Genomic DNA, 17,775 nt, shown 5'->3' on the forward strand with positions numbered 1-17,775 from the left:
TCGCAGCACGGGGATCAGTGACGTGTCGGTGGACCTGTTCGACGCATCAATTTTACCGCAGTTCCTTGATAATCGCAGTCGCGCAGAGGCTGGTACCCCAGTTTTTCCGCCAATCTTTGCGAAGTCTCATTTTCGGAATTTATCATTGCAACCAATGGCCCCGGCATGATGCGGTCAAACCAGTCATGCGCGGCCTGAGCGGCCTCAAGCCCCATGCCCTGTCCCTGTGCCTCGGGGGCCAGAACCCAACCTGCCTCGGGAAAACTGTCAAAATCCTCGCCCAACGCACGGTTGCCATAGAAAAAGCCGGCCTGCCCAATCATCTGCCGATTCGATTGCTGAATCACTGCCCACTGACCAAACCCGGCCATCTGCCAATGCCCGGCATTGCGCAAAAACGAATCCCACGCTTCGCCACGCGATCGCGGTTTGCCGCCAATATGCCGCACGACACACGGGTTACGCCAGATCTCGGCGAACCGGTTGAAATCCTCAGGCCGCATGGCGCAAAGCGTCAAGCGTGCCGTGTTTATCATCGGGGTGGATCGTATCATGCCCTGCCCGCTCTGAAATTTTTGCCTCAGCGGAAAGCGTGCGTGCGAAATGTACATCTGACAAGCCTGAATACGCGTCATGCAACAAAAAACGGCGCCTCCGTTGCCCGGAAGCGCCGCTTTCATAAGATTTCGAAGGTCTTAGGACGCTTCAGATATGAATTTGACGGCGTCGCCAAAGGTCTGGATGGTCTCGGCTGCGTCATCAGGGATCTCGATGCCGAACTCTTCTTCGAAGGCCATAACCAGCTCAACGGTGTCCAGGCTGTCTGCGCCCAGATCGTCGATGAAGGAAGCGTTTTCCGCTACTTTGTCTTCTTCAACACCCAGGTGCTCAACAACGATCTTCTTAACGCGATCTGCGACGTCGCTCATGTCTATTCCTCATTCCATTTCAGGGCATAGTGCCCGGTTCTGCCCTTGCCCGCTCAGGCTGGCCTTGATGTGCCCGTCTGGGCGGTTTGGGTTCCCGATTGCCGGGAAACTAGAAGGCCGACCCTATGGCCGACCCCCGAATTGATGCGCCGCCTATAGCACAGACAACGCCCAAGGCAAACGCTTTCGCGCCTGCCCCGACAGGTGGTCACAACATGGCCATACCGCCGTTTACATGCAAGGTGGTTCCGGTCACATATCCGGCCTCGGGGCTGGCAAGGTACAGAACTGCCGCAGCAATTTCCGATGCATCCCCCATACGTCCGGCCGGGACCTGACCCAGAATGCCCGCCTTCTGATCGTCGGTCAGCTTGTCGGTCATCGCCGTAGTAATAAAGCCCGGAGCCACCGCATTGGCCGTGATTCCGCGACTTGCAACCTCGTATGCCAGCGACTTGGTCATCCCGACCATCCCCGCTTTGGACGCCGCATAATTCGCCTGACCGGGGTTGCCCGTCGCGCCCACCACGGACGAGATGTTGATGATCCGACCCCAACGCGCCTTCATCATGCCGCGCAGCACGCCTTTGCAAAGTTTCGCGGTCGAGGTCATGTTGACGTCGATTACGCTCTGCCATTCGTCATCCGACATACGCATGAACAGGTTGTCGCGGGTGATACCCGCGTTGTTGACCAGAATATCGACCGACCCCATCGCATCCGCCGCCTGCTTGGGCAGTGCGGCCACAGCCTCAGGGTCGCTCAGGTTACAGGGCAGCACGTGGGCACGGTCGCCCAACTCAGCGGCCAGCGCCTCAAGCGGTTCAATCCGTGTGCCGGAAAGCGCCACCGTAGCACCGGCAGCGTGCAGAGAGCGCGCGATCTCACCACCGATCCCGCCCGAGGCACCGGTGATCAGTGCGTTCTTACCTGTCAAATCAAACATTCTCTTATCCTTTAGCTACGCGCCACGCGACGCGCGGTGTCTTACGATTCGGCTTGTGTCACATTCTGCACGTCATCTGGCGTGCCGACAGCTTTACCCGCGATCGAACGGTCGATTTTGCGGATCATCCCGGACAGAGCTTTCCCTGCCCCGATCTCCCACGTCTCGGTCACGCCCTGCGCGGCCATAAACTGCACGCTTTCGCGCCAGCGGACCGAGCCGGTGACCTGCTCGACCAGTAACTGTCGGATCAGATCGGGGTCACTGACTGCTTCGGCGCGTACATTGGCAATCAGCGGCACGGCAGGCGCTTTGATTTCAACCCCTGCCAAAGCTTCGGCCATCACGTCGGCAGCAGGCTGCATCAGCGCACAATGGAAAGGCGCGCTGACAGGCAGCATGACGGCCCGCTTGGCGCCCTTTTCCTTAGCAATCTCGGCCGCACGTTCCACAGCGGCCTTCGCGCCCGAGACCACAACCTGCGTAGGGTCATTGTCGTTTGCAGCCTGACAAACCTCACCTTGCGCGGCCTCGTCCGCCACGGCGCGCACGGCCTCAAGGTTCAACCCAAGGATCGCCGCCATCGCACCTTCGCCCACCGGCACGGCGCTTTGCATCGCCTGACCACGGGTCCGCAGAAGACGCGCAGTATCTGCAACCGACAGCGCACCAGAAGCGGCCAGCGCGGAATATTCCCCCAGCGAATGCCCGGCCACAAAGGCTGCATCGGTGACTGAGACGCCCTCGGCCTCCAGCGCCCTCATTGCCGCCATTGACGTTGCCATCAACGCAGGTTGTGCGTTTTGGGTCAGGGTCAATTCAGCAATATCGCCGTCCCAAATCAGGCCGCTCAGCTTTTCGCCCAGGGCTTCGTCCACTTCGTCGAACACCGCCTGAGCAGCGGGGTAAGCCTCGGTCAGAGCTTTGCCCATTCCGATGGTCTGGGCGCCCTGCCCCGGGAAAACAAATGCGCGTGTCATTGCAACCTCTTGGATGACGTTAGGTTGCGGCGGGGTGTAAACTGTGTGATCGCGCGGCACAAGCATTGCCTGATCTCTGCACAAAGGCACCGTATCTGTGCGCCCTGCGCCCTTGAGTCCTGCCCTCACGGCGATAGGTTGAACCCAACCATCTTTTCGCCGGAGCACCCGATGCCCTCGACCAACACGTTTTCCAGCTATGGCAGCGTCACCAAGACCTTCCACTGGCTGACCGCCCTGCTGATCTTCACCGCCTTTCCGCTGGGCTATTTCGCCAATGATCTGGCGCAGGCCATATATGACCCGAACATCCCGACGACCGAGGATGACATCACCCGCGCGGCGCGCCTATTCTCACTGCACAAAACATTGGGCGTTGCCGTCTTTTTCGTAGCCCTTGCTCGCATTCTCTGGGCCCTGACCCAAACCAAACCCGGCCTACTGAACGCCGACAATAAGCCCGAGGCCTTTGCTGCCGAAACCGTGCATTGGCTGCTTTACGGCTCGTTGGTGCTGGCACCGCTGACCGGCTGGATACACCACGCCGCAGCCGAAGGGTTCGCGCCGATCCTTTGGCCCTTTGGTCAAAACCTGCCGCTAGTCCCCAAATCCCAGCATCTGGCCGAATTCACCGCCAGCCTGCACTGGCTGTTCGTCTGGACCCTAGGTGGCGCGCTTGTGCTGCATATTGCCGGGGCGCTGAAACACCACGTCATCGACAAAGACAGCACATTGCGGCGTATGCTGCCTGGCTCAGCCCAGGCCCCCGAGCCCCCGGCCCAACACCATTCGAAGACACCCGCGCTTGCCGCGCTCGTCGTCTGGGGTGCGGTTTTGGTCGGCGGCTGGGGCATCGGCGCGTTCAGCCATCACTCTTACGCTCAGGGCGAAGCCACGGCACTGGCCGAAGTCCAATCGGACTGGCAGGTTCAGGAAGGAACTCTGGGCCTTACCATCAACCAGCTGGGTAGCCCAGTCACCGGTAGCTTCCAGGACTGGACGGCCGCCATAGCCTTTGATGAGCCCGCCGAGCCCGGTTTGGCCGGTTCGGTCGAGGTGACGATCTCAATCCCGTCGCTCAGCCTAGGCACGGTCAGTGATCAAGCTATGGGCGCGGATTTTTTCGACAGCGCACAATATCCCACGGCGCTGTTTAAGGCAGATCTATTCAAAACCGAAACCGGGTATGAGGCACGCGGCCCCTTGACCATCCGCGACAAGTCCTTGGACCTTGTGCTGCCGTTCACTCTGGATTTGCAAGGTGACACCGCGACGGTTTCTGGTGAATTGGAGTTGAACCGCATGGATTTCGATGTGGGCACATCGCAACCCACCGAAGCTTCACTGGGCTTCGCAGTCACTGTAAGCGTCGAGCTGACTGCTACGCGCGGTGAATAGCGGCGAACAAACGAAAACCGCCGAGGCAAAAAGCTCCGGCGGTTTCGATTCTAGAATAGTAGCCTTATTTACTCGGCTTTCTGCGCCTCGACCGAGATCTGAACATTAACCTCGTCACCCACGAAGGGTGCGAACTGACCCAGATCGAAATCGCTGCGGATCAGAGTGGTCGTCGCGTCGAAGCCAGCCCACGGCTTGCCTGCCATCGGATGCTCACCCGCCTGGTTCAGCTTGGCGTCCAGTACGACCGATTTGGTTACACCATTCATGGTCAAATCGCCGGTGATATTGGCGGTGTTCTCGCCTGTCACTTCGATGCTGGTGGACGTGAAGGTGACAAGATCGCCTTCAGCGGCTCCGAAAAAGTCTTCGGTCATGAAGTGATCTTCGCGCGGTTTCCAGCCCGTGAACATCTCGATAACGGGCATCGAAACCGTCACGCTGGACGCAGCCGGGTTTTCCTTGTCGAACAGGATCTCGCCTTCAAAGCCCGAGAACATGCCATAGGTGGTCGAAAAACCAAGGTGGTTATAGTTGAAAATGACCTGGCTGTGGCTTGGGTCCAGAACGTATTTCTCGGCACTTGCAAACGCCGAAGTCGCCGACACGGCCAGTGCAGCAGCAAGAAGGATGGGTTTCATGACAAACTCCGCAATGTTGTGGATGCAAACCTGTTGGGTTGCTCGGCAACGAAAATGTGCCGCCAAGGGGCGGCACACAAGCTTTATTCGCTCACAACTTCTGTTCCTATATGAACAGAATAAAATTCAGGCGAAGATTGTTACACTTCCACTCAATTGACCCTTGAGCGCTCGGCTGACATCCGCCGACTGCAGGGGCAGCTTCATCAGCAGGCTGCCATCGACATCAAACAGTTCGACTTGATCATCGCTGAATTTGGCACCGCCTAGCGTGTCATAGCTGCGGCGCAGAACCGTTTGCGGGCGGCCGTTTTCGTTCTTTTGCAGAACGCGGACTTCGCGACGGATCGGGTCAAAATAGGCATCGGGACGCGAGTCCAGCATCTGAATGGTCAGCAGACTGACACCAACGATCAGGAAAGCAAGCGACGCTGCCATCTTGATCGGCCAAACTTCGGCGGCCATGGCCGAACCCGGTGCCAGCCACATGGAAAAGGACATCACGATCAGAAAGGCACCAACCATGCGCGCCAAAATCATGCGCACTTTCCAGTTCGGAGCGAATGTGATCAGAACTGGAACGGATTTCTCAAAACGCGCGCCGGTCGCCGACTGTTCAAGTGTATTCGTATTCATCGCGGTCATTTCTCTCACCCTGTTTCTCAGGTTGCCGTCGTGGGTCCGGTGTGTCCGGTCTGTCCCCGGTATGAAATTCAAGATCGACTTGAAAAGCGTCAGGAATTGGGCGGTGCAAAGGAAATAGCAGGACTTCACCAAGGCACGTGTGTCAGGTCTTGCCCCGCCGCCATAAACGTGTATACGGGGCCATCCTTCGCTAATCACATGAATCGCGCAGCCTCTCGTGGCAGGGTCGCGAAGGACCAAACGGCCCCGCCTATGAAATGCGCCTTGATATAAACAGGAGTGCACATGCCACTGTATGAGCATGTAATGATCGCGCGTCAGGATCTGTCCAACGCGCAGGCAGAAAGCCTTGTCGAACATTTCGGCACTGTTCTGGCTGACAACGGCGGCAACGTCGTCGAAAGCGAGTACTGGGGTGTCAAGACGATGGCCTACAAGATCAACAAAAACCGCAAAGGCCACTATGCCTTCCTGAAAACCGACTCGCCTGCTGGCGCGGTTCAGGAAATGGAGCGCCTGATGCGCCTGCACGAAGACGTCATGCGCGTTCTGACCATCAAGGTCGACGAACATGCCGAGGGCCCCTCGGTCCAGATGCAGAAGCGCGACGAGCGCGAAGGCCGCCGCGAGCGCCGCTGATCAACGCCTGACGAAAGGACATAAACCATGGCCGCAAAACCATTTTTCCGCCGCCGCAAGGTCTGCCCGTTCTCGGGCGAGAACGCGCCGAAGATCGACTATAAAGACACTCGTCTGCTGCAGCGCTACATCTCTGAGCGTGGCAAGATCGTTCCCTCGCGCATCACCGCCGTTTCGGCGAAAAAGCAGCGTGAACTGGCCCGTGCTATCAAGCGCGCCCGCTTCCTCGCCCTGCTGCCCTACGCCGTGAAGTAAGGAGAGACTGATATGCAAGTTATCCTGCTGGAACGCGTTGCGAAACTGGGTCAGATGGGCGACGTCGTTGACGTCAAGCCCGGCTACGCCCGCAACTTCCTGCTGCCCCAAGGCAAAGCTCTGAGCGCGTCCGAGTCGAACATCGCCTCGTTCGAAGCCCGCAAGGCGCAGCTTGAAGCGCACAACCTGGAAACCAAGAAAGAAGCTGAAGCACTGGCTGAAAAGCTGGACGGTCAGCAGTTCATCGTGATTCGCTCGGCGTCGGATGCCGGTGCTCTGTACGGCTCGGTCACTCCGCGTGACGCTGCAGAGGCCGCGACCGAAGCTGGCTTCACCGTCGACAAGAAACAGATCGCCCTGATCGCACCGATCAAGGAGCTGGGTCTGCATTCGCTGGCAGTCAAACTGCACCCCGAGGTCGAAGTTGAAATCAAGATGAACGTCGCCCGTTCGGAAGAAGAAGCCGAACTGCAAGCTTCGGGTAAATCGATCCAGGAACTGGCCGCTGAAGAAGAAGCCGCCGCTGAATTCGAAATCGCCGAGCTGTTCGACGATATCGGTTCCGCCGCGTCTGACGACGAAGACCTGATTGCCGAAGAAGCACCGGCTGCGGAAGAAGACGACGCGAAAGCGTAACCTTCAACCTGTGAACTTCGAAAAGGCCGCGCCATTTTGGGCGGCCTTTTTTCATTCACGAACTGGGCGGCATAATTCAGCCTGAATTTCCAGCTACCCTTGCGGCCAGAGACAAGTTTCCTAGTATTTCGTCCAAAACTCCGGAGCCCTTGATGACTCAGATCCCGCGCCGCAGTGTCTTAGCCCTTCTTCTTGCCGCACCGCTGGTGGCTTGCGGCACACCCGACACACCGACGCGTGCGGCCTTTGATCCCCCCCTTTACCCGAACGAAACGCCCGAGCTGCGGGCATCGATCAATAAATGGGCCGATCACTACGAATTGCCGCGCGAGCTGGTGCACAAACTGGCTATTCGCGAAAGTACGCATCGCCCCTGGGCCGTGAACCGACCCTATTACGGGCTGCTGCAAATCCTTCCGGCCACTGCACGGTCCATGGGCTACCAGGGCGATCCGCAGGGGCTCCTCGACGCCGAAACCAATTTGGAATTTGCCGGCAAGTACCTGCGCGGCGCATGGCTGCTGTCCGACGGCGATCAGCAACGCGCGATCTTTCTCTATGCCAAAGGCTACTGGCCCGAGGCAAAAGCACGCGGATTGTTGGTTGAAACAGGGTTGGTTCCCGAATAGCCCTCCGAGGCCGCCAAAAACCTTGTATTAATGCGTTATGACGTCGCGAATGGCGGATAATAACACTACACATGTGAACAAACTGCTTGCGCGCTGCCTTACGCCTCGTAAGATTTACTGATCATTAACGCCGTTAACCTCTGAACCGAGGTTAACCTCCGTAAAGGTTGAAAAGTTGAAGCTGATCGACTTGGCCGCTATCGACCACGAGGAAAAGTCAGCCGCTGACATAATTGACGCGGTTTGTTCCGAGCTTGGCTTTGATTACGCATCCTATGCGACATTCAACCCCGTAAAGGGAGATGTTCAAGGCTACGCGAACTATCCTGACGAATGGAAGATTCACTATGGTACGCAGGGTTTTCATAAATTTGACCCGACTTTGTATCAATCCGTGCTCAGTATCGCCCCCGTAGACTGGGGTCGCTTTAACCATGATGACAAGTTCCACACCGTGTTTCGGGACGCCCATGACTTTGGCATCACGACCCGAGGCCTTTCGGTTCCGGTGCGCGGCCCTTACGGCGAATGCGGGCTGCTGAACGTAACGCGTGACTGCTCGGACGACGAATGGGACAAGCTCAAGCGGCACGTGATGGGGGACCTGCAACTTGCCGCCGTGCACGCCCATGACACGGTCATGCAGTCGGGTTTGTTGGGCAAAGCACTATACCTACCTGCCCTGTCAACGCGCGAGAAAGAGATCCTTCAATGGGCAGCCGTGGGTAAATCTCAGCAGGATATCGGTGATATCCTGTCCATCTCTCACCGGACCGTCGAAGTGCATATGCGGTCGGGTCGCGAAAAACTAGGCGCATTGACCACGCCACAGGCGATCGGACGGGCCGTAAGTCTCGGCCTGATAGCTCCTGGTTAACAAAAAAACTAAAATTCTACGGGAATCCCCTAATAGTCTCAGATCACAACTTTGTTAATCCTCTGTTCACGGTAACCAATCTGTAGGGGGATGGAACATGATCATCGTGATTGATGGGATGAACCAACACAAATTCAAAGACATCTTGGATGAGATGTATCAACTGCGCGCACGGGTTTTCGGCGACCGCTTGGGATGGGACGTAACCATCCAGAACGGGCGCGAGATCGACAGGTTCGATACGCTCAATCCTGCACACGTGGTCAGTCTGAACGACGAGGGGAACGTCGTTGGCTGTATGCGTCTGCTGCAGACCACAGGGCCTCATATGCTGGCCGATGTGTTTAACGCGATCCTGGATGGCGAGCCGCCTGTGCGCAGCGCCCAGATTTGGGAGGCAACCCGGTTTTGTGTCGACACTAAAAAGTTGGGGCGCGGGAGGGGTGAGAATTCGGTCTCCTATGTCACCAGCGAGGTCATGATCGGTTCGTTCGAATACGCCAAGACAGCCGGAGTGCTGGACTCGATCGCTGTTATCGACCCGGTGATGAACCGCGTCCTGCAACGATCCGGGAACGCGCCTTATGACTATCTGGGCACCGCGAAACCCATGGGGAAAGTGGTGGCGATGGCCGCCCTCATGGATTGCTCGGACGAGCGTATTTCAGGAATTCGCGACTATGCTGGCATCGCCCATGACGTGTTTCTGACCGACGAACAAGCGCTCCAGCTTTTCGCCAAGTCCAACGTCAAACCACAACCCAAACCCGCAAACTTCGATCACAAGCCACTGAGTCAAATGGAAAAATACTTCGTAGAACAAATGAGCGCCGCAACCACCCGGGAAGAGTTCAATGCCGTATTGCGCTTGATAGAAGAACTCTCGGACAAGTTCACACCCGAGCAGAAGATAGCCCTGATGCGTTCCCCCCGTGCTCTAGCTCATGGGGCCTGACCCCCTCACCTCAGAAGTTAGAGCCACTTAGTCGGAGCCGCCTTTATCAGGCGGCTCCGTATTCTTTTGCCCGGCTACGCGGGCGACAAAGGATTATTCCTCGTCCAGCGCCTCAACAGCTTTTTGCAAGTCGTCTTTGCTAACTTCCTTGTCAGCAACCTGAGCCAGCTCGACGATATAGTCGATGACTTTGTCCTCGAAGATCGGCGCGCGCAGTTGCTGCTGCATCTGGGCATTCTGCTGCACGAACTCAAAGAACTGACGTTCTTGACCAGGGTACTGACGCGCCTGATTCATGATCGCCTGAGTCATCTCTGCATCGGTGACTTCAACCTCGGCCTTCTGGCCCAGCTCCGCCAACAGCAGACCCAGACGCACGCGGCGCTCGGCCAGTTTGTTGTGCTCGTCCGTGGGCTCGATCGGGTCGTGATCGTGACCTTCGACATCGGGGTTTTCCTCGTGCCACAGCTGGTGCGCGATTTGCTTGGCTTCGGCTTCTACCAGCGACGGTGGCAGGTCGAACGACACTTTCTCATCCAGCACGTCCAGCAGAGCGCGCTTCATCACGGCCCGCGATGCGCCGTTGTATTCGGCTTCCAGACGCTCCGAAATCTGACCCTTCAGCGCATCCAGATCTTCGGCACCGAATTTGGTGGCCAACTCGTCGTTGATCTCGGCGGCGACAGGCTCTTTCACTTCTTTGACGGTGCAGGTGAAAACAGCTTCCTTACCGGCCAGATGCTCGGCACCGTATTCGGTCGGGAAAGTGACGTTGACGTCTTTTTCCTCTTCGGCTTTCACGCCAACCAGCTGTTCTTCAAAGCCGGGGATGAAGCTATTCGAGCCCAGAACCAGCGGGTAGTCCTCGGCCGAACCGCCTTCGAATTCTTCGCCGTCTACTTTGCCAACGAAGTCGATCACGACCTGATCACCGTCCTTGGCTTTCGAGCCTTTACGGCGCGCTTTGAAATCCTGCGCGGTTTCAGCCAGGTTGTTCAACGCTTCTTCGATCGCCGCGTCGTCGGCTTTGACGACCAGCTTTTCCAGTTCGACCGATTTCAGGTCAACTTCAGGAATGGCAGGCAGCGCCTCATAGGACATCTCGACATGGACGTCGTCGCCTTCTTTCCAGTCCTCGTTGGTCATCTTGACCTCGGGCTGCAGCGCAGGACGGTCGCCGCTATCCTCAAAGTGCTTGTTCATCGCACCGTCGATGCTTTCCTGCATCGCTTCACCCAGCAGGCGCTGGCCGAACTGCTTTTTCAGCAGCGCCATCGGCACTTTGCCTTTGCGGAAACCTTTCATTTCGATTTCCGGCTGTGCCTCGACCAGTTTTTCATTCACTTTGTCGTCCAGCTCAGCTGCGGAAACGACAATATTGTAACCGCGTTTCAGACCTTCGTTCAGCGTCTCGGTAACCTGCATTATGGTAGTCCCCATAGGATTCGGGGCGCGCAAAACGGCGCGCCGGGCAAATTTGAGGCCTTCTATTTGCCCTGCCCCCAACGTGCAAGGGGCAACTGCCCGATCAGCCTTGTTTTGCCGCGGATTTGAAGAAAAAACGCCCCGGACTGGGCCGGAGCGTTTGTTGTTGGCTGCAACTGTCGTCTCAGAACCGCCAGCGCGCGCCCAGAGCCCAGGCTTCGTTCTCGTCGAAATCGACCATATCGTCAAAATCGTGGCGGCGGTATTTCAGATAGGCATCCGTGTTGATGCTGTCGATCCGCTGCACAACCGCGATGCCCCAGGATTTGGTGCTTGATCCTTCATTCTGGAAATCGGATCCGTCGAAATAGTCGATCCCGATACCGGTTTGCCCCCAAGACACCCAATCGGTCTCATAGGCGATCTTTGTGTACCAATAATCCGGATCGCTAGCCCCATCAGAGGTATTGTCCCGCGTCCCCAGAGCCGCCGTGAAACTGAACCCGCTCGGCAGCAGCACCGAGGCCGATCCGATCGTATCCCGACGTTCACCTGACCCATCATCAAAGTCGCGCACCGCATAGGCGATTGTGGCCGCAAACTCGATCCCATTTGTGAAGGTGTTTCCGTAAGATACTGCAATATCGTAATAATCGTCGTCGTCACTGCTGGACAAAATATTCTGACCATAGGCGATAGCGCCCGAGAACCCATTGTAACTAGGCGTGTCATAACGGATACGCCCGCGCCGCGCCCCGTCAAAGTTGTCGGCGGAATCTCCAACCGTGATGTCGCTCAGTATCCCGTCGGGCTGGCGATAGAAAAAGGCACCGTTCTCGTCATTGGTGAACGAATACAGCACAGTGCCAACATAGGACAGATCAACCTCGGCCGCGCCATCGGACGCCATGCTGCCCTGCCCTGCCGAGAATTTGCCATAGCTGCCTTTCAGGGCGAAATCGACGTGGCGAATATCTTCGCGCGACCAGCCATCATTATTGGTGCCGTCCTGATTGGCCGAACCGGTGCTGGGCAGCCCCAATCCGGTTTCAAACCAGAACGTGAACTCGTTGCTGCCATAGGGCTGCATCAGGCGAAGCCCCACACGGCTGTTCGACAGATCATTGTCGAGCAAACGGGTTTCCGTTTCTTCCCCGTCATCTACCGAGACGATGACCGGGTGAATCTGGCCGTAGAGCTCGACATAGCCGCCGCTGTTATTGTCGTATCGCAATTGCGCCATTGCCGGAACGGCAGTCGTTACGGCCAACACTGCAGCCAGAGAATGAATTCTAAAATTCTGGGTCATTTCAGTCACCATGAGAAAAACTGTTTTGGCGCTGCTCAATTTTTTGTCTTCTACCTGCCTAGGACGGGCGCTGAACGCACAAGTGATTCCTATTGCCTTCCGTAACGTACCTCACACCGCGTCCTCGAAATCTGGCTTCTTTTTAAATTCTTACTTCTCGCAAAACCTTCCCTTGCTTCCAGGTTGGTTCGTCCCAAGGCACAGACACAATTGTCGATTGGTCAGCTTCACCCTTCAGACGGCCATTACCAGTGCAGCAACCAGCGTTCGGCGACACGTCGAATATACAATCATATATCTATGTTTTTCAATACATATGGCAGTTGCTCAGGCAAATCCTCGGCGATCAAGCCCGGCCCAAAGCTGCGCGCGCATTCCACATGCAACCACGCCCCAGTTTCCGCCGCCTGCATAGGTGTGAACCCGCGGGCCAGCAAACCGGTGATAAACCCGGCCAGCACATCTCCAGACCCCGCCGTTGCCAACCAAGGGGCAGAACGGTCATAAAAAGCCGCATTGATCGAGCATCTACCATCCGGCGCCGCAATCACCGTATCCGGCCCCTTGAAAAGCACCACACACCCAGCACGCTGGGCCGCCTCTCGCGTGGCATCCACCTTCGAATAAGCCGGTCCCTTTGTCGGCGTCGCCGCCAGCTTTTCGGTGATATCCGGGAAGAGCCGCGCAAACTCGCCCCCATGCGGGGTCAGAACACACTTGTCGTGCAACTTCGAGAACAAAGCCGCCGGGTCACCCTCAAACGCCGTCAGAGCATCCGCATCCAGCACGGTCGCCCGCTTGGCCTGCAACGCAACCGGCACCAGTTCGCGCGCCCGCTCCACCCCCATTCCAGGCCCAAGACACAGCGCATTCAACCGCTCGTCGCCCAGCACATCCGCAAACCCCTCGGCCCCATCAACCCGTTGCACCATGAGGGCCGTCAGCTGCGCCGCCACCTCCATCTGAGCCGAGCCCGGCACCCCAAGCGTCACCAACCCAGCCCCAATCCGCAAAGCCCCCCGCGCCGCCAACCGCGCGGCGCCAGTTTTCGCCGCGCCGCCCGTGAGGATAAATGCGTGGCCGTGGGTGTATTTGTGGTCTGCGCGCCCCTTGAACACGCGCTTTGGAGCACCTTCGATCATTTTCAAAACCGGGCGCTCGGCCTGACTATTCCAATGCTCCGCCAACCCGATGGACTTGACGATCAAGCGGCCCGATTGGATGGCCCCGCGATCAAGAAAATGTCCACGCTTTGCAAGGTGAAATGCGACCGTCAAGGAGGCCACCGCAAACGGACCGAGTGACTTACCGCTATCAGAACAAAGCCCAGACGGGGTATCAACCGCGATAACTTTAACGCCCCCTAGCGCAATCCACGCATCCAAGGACTGCAAGACCTGCCCTAGTTCTCCTTCAATGGGACGCGCCAAGCCCGTACCGAAGACCGAATCCACGACGATGTCGGGCTTTGCCGCATTTTGAAGTGCGCCCTGTTTGCTCAAATGCTGAACAGCCCCCAACTCCACCCACCGCCCATAGTTCTCCCGAGCATCCGGCGGCAGTTTCTCGGCATCTCCATACAGAAACACGTCAACTGCCCAGCCCAGCCCATGCAAAAGCCGCGCTACAACAAACCCGTCGCCACCGTTATTCCCCGGCCCACACAGCACCACAGCGCGCAGCGGATCCTCTTCATCTGGCCCCAAATATCCCGGGGAGCGCGAGGGGCTGGCCCCTCGCTTGTCCAACTCCGGCCACTCCTCGAAAATCGCCTCGACGACGCCCTGCCCGGCACGCTCCATCAACTCCAGCCCGGTAACTTCACCAGACCCAATCGCGGCCTGTTCAATGGCCCGCATCTGCGCTCCGGTCAGCAATTCCGTCATCTTAAAACCCCATCCGGATTCAATTTTGATTACTTTTTGTGCAAATCGACCAAAATTTAACCTACAGCTTCTTTTCCAGACACCCAACCCAGACCAAATCCGTAATCCGATTGCCCACTGAACTTAGACGTGGTCAGTGCCACCCTGACAAGAGTTAAAGGGAGCCCGGTATGAAGAAGATCGAAGCGATCATCAAACCGTTCAAGCTGGACGAAGTAAAAGAGGCGCTGCAGGACGTAGGCGTCCAGGGTCTCAGTGTGATCGAGGTCAAAGGCTTTGGCCGTCAGAAAGGCCACACCGAACTCTATCGTGGCGCGGAATATGTCGTCGACTTTCTGCCCAAAGTAAAAGTCGAGGTCGTTTTGGACGACGATCAGGTCGATGCTGCCATCGACGCCATCGTTTCGGCCGCTAAGACCGACAAGATCGGCGACGGCAAGATTTTTGTGTCGCCCGTTGAGCAAGCCATTCGCATCCGGACCGGTGAAACCGGCTCGGAAGCGCTGTAATCGAACACTCCAATCAGAGGAAAATAGAGTATGAGCAAGGACGCAGTTCTTCAGCTGATCCGTGATGAAGACGCAGAATACGTCGACATCCGCTTCACCGACCCGCGCGGCAAGCTTCAGCACGTCACCATCATGTCGGACCAGGTTGACGAAGATTTCCTGGAAGAAGGCTTCATGTTCGACGGCTCGTCGATCGCTGGCTGGAAATCGATCGAAGCATCGGACATGAAACTGATGCCCGACACCGAAAGTGCCTATGTTGATCCGTTCTACGCGGAAAAGACCATCTGCCTGCACTGCTCGATCGTTGAGCCCGACACCGGCGAAGCCTATGAGCGTGACCCGCGCGGCACCGCCCAGAAAGCCGAAGCCTACCTGAAAGCTTCGGGTATTGGTGACGTTGCCTACATGGGCCCAGAAGCCGAATTCTTCCTGTTCGACGACGTCCGTTTCTCGAACAGCATCAACAAGGTATCTTACGAAGTTGATGCAACCGACGCGTCGTGGAACACCGACACCGAGTACGAGATGGGCAACATGGGCCACCGTCCCGGCGTCAAGGGCGGCTACTTCCCCGTGAACCCTGTTGACGAAGCGCAAGACCTGCGCTCAGAGATGCTGTCGACCATGAAGCGCCTGGGCATGAAAGTGGACAAGCACCACCACGAGGTTGCTTCCTGTCAGCACGAGCTGGGCCTGATCTTTGACAGCCTGACCAAGCAAGCTGACGAGCTGCAGAAGTACAAGTACGTCATCCACAATGTTGCACATGCCTACGGCAAATCGGCCACCTTCATGCCAAAGCCGATCGCAGGCGACAACGGCACCGGTATGCACGTGAACATGTCGATCTGGAAAGACGGCAAGCCTCTGTTCGCTGGCGACAAATACGCTGACCTGTCGGATGAAGCGATCTACTTCATTGGCGGCATCCTGAAGCACGCCAAGACCCTGAACGCCTTCACCAACCCGTCGACCAACAGCTACAAGCGCCTGATCCCGGGCTTCGAAGCACCTGTTCTGCGCGCCTATTCGGCCCGCAACCGTTCGGGTTGTGTCCGTATTCCATGGACCGAAAGCCCGAAAGCTAAGCGCGTCGAGGCTCGCTTCCCCGACCCAGCCGCGAACCCCTACCTGGCGTTTGCTGCTCTGCTGATGGCTGGTCTGGACGGCATCAAGAACAAAATCGATCCGGGCGAAGCCATGGACAAGAACCTGTACGATCTGCCGGCCGAAGAACTGGCCGACATCCCGACCGTATGTGGTTCGCTGCGCGAAGCGCTGGAAGCTCTGGCCTCCGATCACGACTTCCTGCTGCAGGGCGACGTGTTCACCAAAGACCAGATCGACGGCTACATCGCACTGAAGATGGAAGAAGTCGAAACCTACGAGCACACACCGCACCCGGTCGAGTACGGCATGTACTACAGCTGCTGATCCAAGAATTTTCGACGAAAATTCTTCCAAGGGCGCCCAACCGGGCGCCCTTGTTTCGTTTCGGGTGATCTTCCAGACTGCCTGCCAAGGAGGAGATCCCATGGACACCGAGTTTACGCATTTCGTGACCACCGCCGAAGAATTGGAACAGATAACCCGCGCGCCTCTGCCCCAGATCATCGCCAAGGAATTGCCCGCTCTGGATCAGATGTGCCGCGACTTTGTTGCAACCTCGCCGTTTTGCATCATTGCCTCTGCCAGTCCCGACGGACATTTGGATGTGTCACCGCGCGGAGACCCAAGCGGTTTTGTTCACGTGCTCTCGGACACCCTGATCGCCATCCCCGACCGTCCTGGCAACAAACGCGTGGACACGTTCCACAACATCCTGAAAGACCCACGCGTCAGTTTGATATTCTTCGTGCCCGGCAAGATGGAGACATTGCGCATGCGCGGAACGGCCCAAATCTGCGCCGACCCAAAGCTGCTGGACACCATGGCCGTGCAAGGTCGCGCGCCCAAGCTGGCCTTACTGATCAAAGTTCAAACCGTCTTCGCCCATTGCCCCAAATGCGTGATCCGCGCAAACCTGTGGAACCCTCAGGATTGGCCAGATTCGTCAAACCTGCCGAACATGAACGCCATGATGGTCAAGCACGCGCGGATCAACAAAACTCCGGATGAATGGTTCGAAACCCTCAAGCAAAGCGGAGAACTGGATCTGTACTGACCCCCTTTGCGGGACAGCTCTCGGTACGTAAGATGGGAATTGTTCTTTTCAGTCCATCAGGTTTTTCACCATGTTTCGTCTTGCCCTGCTTTTCGCCTTAATCCTTCCAACTCTTGCGATTGCTGCCCCCTGCGGTGACACAAGCGCCGATTTTGAGGCTTGGAAAAAGGACTTCGCGAAACAAGCCAAACGCGCGGGTGTAAAAAACAAAGGCCTCCAGGCACTCGCCCAGACGACCTATGCAACACGCACTATTGCAGCCGATCGCAACCAGAAGAGTTTCAAATATTCGCTGGACAAATTCATTCAGGTTCGCGGCGCCGACACGATTGTCGCGCAGGGACGCAGGCGCAAGGCGCGAAACCCGCAATTCTACGCGGCGCTCGAGCGGCAATATGGCGTTCCAGCGGGTGTTCTAATCGCCATTCACGGCATGGAAACCGGCTTTGGCGGCTTTATGGGCGACAGTCAGGTTGTTTCGGCAATCACCACCCTTGCCTATGATTGCCGCCGGTCGGAATTCTTCATTCCCCATGCGATCGGCGCACTGAAACTGGTGGATCAAGGCAGCATTACGACCGCGACACGGGGGGCGAAACATGGCGAATTGGGGCACACGCAGTTCCTGCCCGGCAACGCACTGAACTATGGGGTCGATGCCACGGGGGACGGCAAAGTGGATTTCTACAACATGACCGACGCGTTGGCCTCGACCGCGAATTTTCTTCGCAAAAAGGGTTGGAAACCGGGGCGCGGCTACCAGCAAGGGCAGCCAAACTTTGCCGTCATTCAGCAATGGAATGCTGCCACCGTGTACCAGCAATCCATCGCCATCATGGCCGCGCGAATCGACGGCTAAGGCTGGCCACAATCTCAGCACGCGCCTCCTTATTTCAGCCACATTCCTGCCACAGACATTTAATGGCCCTTAAATTGCCTAGGTTTCCAG

20 protein-coding genes are annotated in these 17,775 nt (G+C 57.2%); 11 read left to right on the plus strand and 9 right to left on the minus strand.

The window, feature by feature from the left end; all coding sequences use genetic code 11:
- Positions 1–14 precede the first annotated feature (14 nt).
- From ACR3E7_RS07285 to fabD, 4 genes are all read right to left on the minus strand, one after another.
- On the minus strand, positions 15–554 hold the full coding sequence (locus ACR3E7_RS07285; protein WP_480502566.1) for a GNAT family N-acetyltransferase: 540 nt from the start codon (positions 552–554) through the stop codon (positions 15–17).
- A gap of 141 nt (positions 555–695) precedes the next feature.
- Complete coding sequence (locus tag ACR3E7_RS07290) at positions 696–929, minus strand: acyl carrier protein (protein WP_008756330.1); 234 nt, start codon at positions 927–929, stop codon at positions 696–698.
- A gap of 208 nt (positions 930–1,137) precedes the next feature.
- The gene (gene fabG / locus ACR3E7_RS07295) at positions 1,138–1,875 is read right to left on the minus strand and encodes a 3-oxoacyl-[acyl-carrier-protein] reductase (protein ID WP_170782629.1); all 738 of its coding nucleotides are present in this window, start codon (positions 1,873–1,875) and stop codon (positions 1,138–1,140) included.
- A gap of 41 nt (positions 1,876–1,916) precedes the next feature.
- On the minus strand, positions 1,917–2,855 hold the full coding sequence (fabD, locus tag ACR3E7_RS07300) for an ACP S-malonyltransferase (RefSeq protein ID WP_480502567.1): 939 nt from the start codon (positions 2,853–2,855) through the stop codon (positions 1,917–1,919).
- A gap of 171 nt (positions 2,856–3,026) precedes the next feature.
- Here fabD and ACR3E7_RS07305 point away from each other — a divergent pair, with 171 nt between their 5' ends.
- Positions 3,027–4,253, plus strand: coding sequence for a cytochrome b/b6 domain-containing protein (locus ACR3E7_RS07305; RefSeq protein ID WP_480502568.1), 1,227 nt, complete (start codon positions 3,027–3,029; stop codon positions 4,251–4,253).
- A 68-nt stretch (positions 4,254–4,321) separates the two neighbouring features.
- On the opposite strand, the gene ACR3E7_RS07310 is transcribed toward ACR3E7_RS07305, so the two are convergent.
- Both ACR3E7_RS07310 and ACR3E7_RS07315 read right to left on the minus strand, forming a co-directional pair.
- Complete coding sequence (locus tag ACR3E7_RS07310) at positions 4,322–4,894, minus strand: YceI family protein (RefSeq protein WP_170770485.1); 573 nt, start codon at positions 4,892–4,894, stop codon at positions 4,322–4,324.
- A gap of 126 nt (positions 4,895–5,020) precedes the next feature.
- Complete coding sequence (locus ACR3E7_RS07315; RefSeq protein ID WP_170770483.1) at positions 5,021–5,539, minus strand: hypothetical protein; 519 nt, start codon at positions 5,537–5,539, stop codon at positions 5,021–5,023.
- 285 nt (positions 5,540–5,824) lie between these two features.
- Here ACR3E7_RS07315 and rpsF point away from each other — a divergent pair, with 285 nt between their 5' ends.
- From rpsF to ACR3E7_RS07345, 6 genes are all read left to right on the plus strand, one after another.
- Positions 5,825–6,178 (plus strand): 30S ribosomal protein S6, encoded by a 354-nt coding sequence (gene rpsF, locus ACR3E7_RS07320; RefSeq protein ID WP_170354526.1) that lies wholly within the window; start codon positions 5,825–5,827, stop codon positions 6,176–6,178.
- Between the two features lie 27 nt (positions 6,179–6,205).
- A complete protein-coding gene (gene rpsR / locus ACR3E7_RS07325) occupies positions 6,206–6,433 on the plus strand; it encodes a 30S ribosomal protein S18 (protein WP_005608650.1) in 228 nt (75 codons plus the stop codon).
- 12 nt (positions 6,434–6,445) lie between these two features.
- Complete coding sequence (rplI, locus tag ACR3E7_RS07330; protein WP_170782632.1) at positions 6,446–7,069, plus strand: 50S ribosomal protein L9; 624 nt, start codon at positions 6,446–6,448, stop codon at positions 7,067–7,069.
- Between the two features lie 152 nt (positions 7,070–7,221).
- Complete coding sequence (locus tag ACR3E7_RS07335) at positions 7,222–7,698, plus strand: transglycosylase SLT domain-containing protein (RefSeq protein ID WP_480502569.1); 477 nt, start codon at positions 7,222–7,224, stop codon at positions 7,696–7,698.
- Between the two features lie 175 nt (positions 7,699–7,873).
- The gene (locus tag ACR3E7_RS07340; RefSeq protein ID WP_170782633.1) at positions 7,874–8,575 is read left to right on the plus strand and encodes a LuxR family transcriptional regulator; all 702 of its coding nucleotides are present in this window, start codon (positions 7,874–7,876) and stop codon (positions 8,573–8,575) included.
- Between the two features lie 97 nt (positions 8,576–8,672).
- Positions 8,673–9,530, plus strand: coding sequence for an acyl-homoserine-lactone synthase (locus ACR3E7_RS07345; RefSeq protein ID WP_480502570.1), 858 nt, complete (start codon positions 8,673–8,675; stop codon positions 9,528–9,530).
- Between the two features lie 93 nt (positions 9,531–9,623).
- On the opposite strand, the gene tig is transcribed toward ACR3E7_RS07345, so the two are convergent.
- The 3 genes from tig to ACR3E7_RS07360 form a co-directional block, all read right to left on the minus strand.
- Entirely contained in the window at positions 9,624–10,955 is a 1,332-nt protein-coding gene (gene tig / locus ACR3E7_RS07350; protein WP_170782635.1) for a trigger factor, read from the minus strand.
- A 184-nt stretch (positions 10,956–11,139) separates the two neighbouring features.
- Positions 11,140–12,264, minus strand: a complete 1,125-nt coding sequence (locus ACR3E7_RS07355) for a porin (RefSeq protein ID WP_170788827.1) — start codon at positions 12,262–12,264, stop codon at positions 11,140–11,142.
- Between the two features lie 290 nt (positions 12,265–12,554).
- Positions 12,555–14,150 (minus strand): NAD(P)H-hydrate dehydratase, encoded by a 1,596-nt coding sequence (locus ACR3E7_RS07360; protein ID WP_480502571.1) that lies wholly within the window; start codon positions 14,148–14,150, stop codon positions 12,555–12,557.
- A 170-nt stretch (positions 14,151–14,320) separates the two neighbouring features.
- Here ACR3E7_RS07360 and ACR3E7_RS07365 point away from each other — a divergent pair, with 170 nt between their 5' ends.
- The 4 genes from ACR3E7_RS07365 (at position 14,321) to ACR3E7_RS07380 (ending at position 17,685) form a co-directional block, all read left to right on the plus strand.
- Positions 14,321–14,659, plus strand: coding sequence for a P-II family nitrogen regulator (locus ACR3E7_RS07365; protein ID WP_170354532.1), 339 nt, complete (start codon positions 14,321–14,323; stop codon positions 14,657–14,659).
- A 30-nt stretch (positions 14,660–14,689) separates the two neighbouring features.
- Entirely contained in the window at positions 14,690–16,096 is a 1,407-nt protein-coding gene (gene glnA, locus ACR3E7_RS07370) for a type I glutamate--ammonia ligase (RefSeq protein ID WP_170354533.1), read from the plus strand.
- 100 nt (positions 16,097–16,196) lie between these two features.
- A complete protein-coding gene (locus ACR3E7_RS07375; protein ID WP_480502572.1) occupies positions 16,197–16,826 on the plus strand; it encodes an MSMEG_1061 family FMN-dependent PPOX-type flavoprotein in 630 nt (209 codons plus the stop codon).
- A 70-nt stretch (positions 16,827–16,896) separates the two neighbouring features.
- A complete protein-coding gene (locus ACR3E7_RS07380; protein WP_480502573.1) occupies positions 16,897–17,685 on the plus strand; it encodes a lytic murein transglycosylase in 789 nt (262 codons plus the stop codon).
- Positions 17,686–17,775 lie beyond the last annotated feature (90 nt).

Source organism: Ruegeria sp. BK1 (assembly GCF_056535645.1).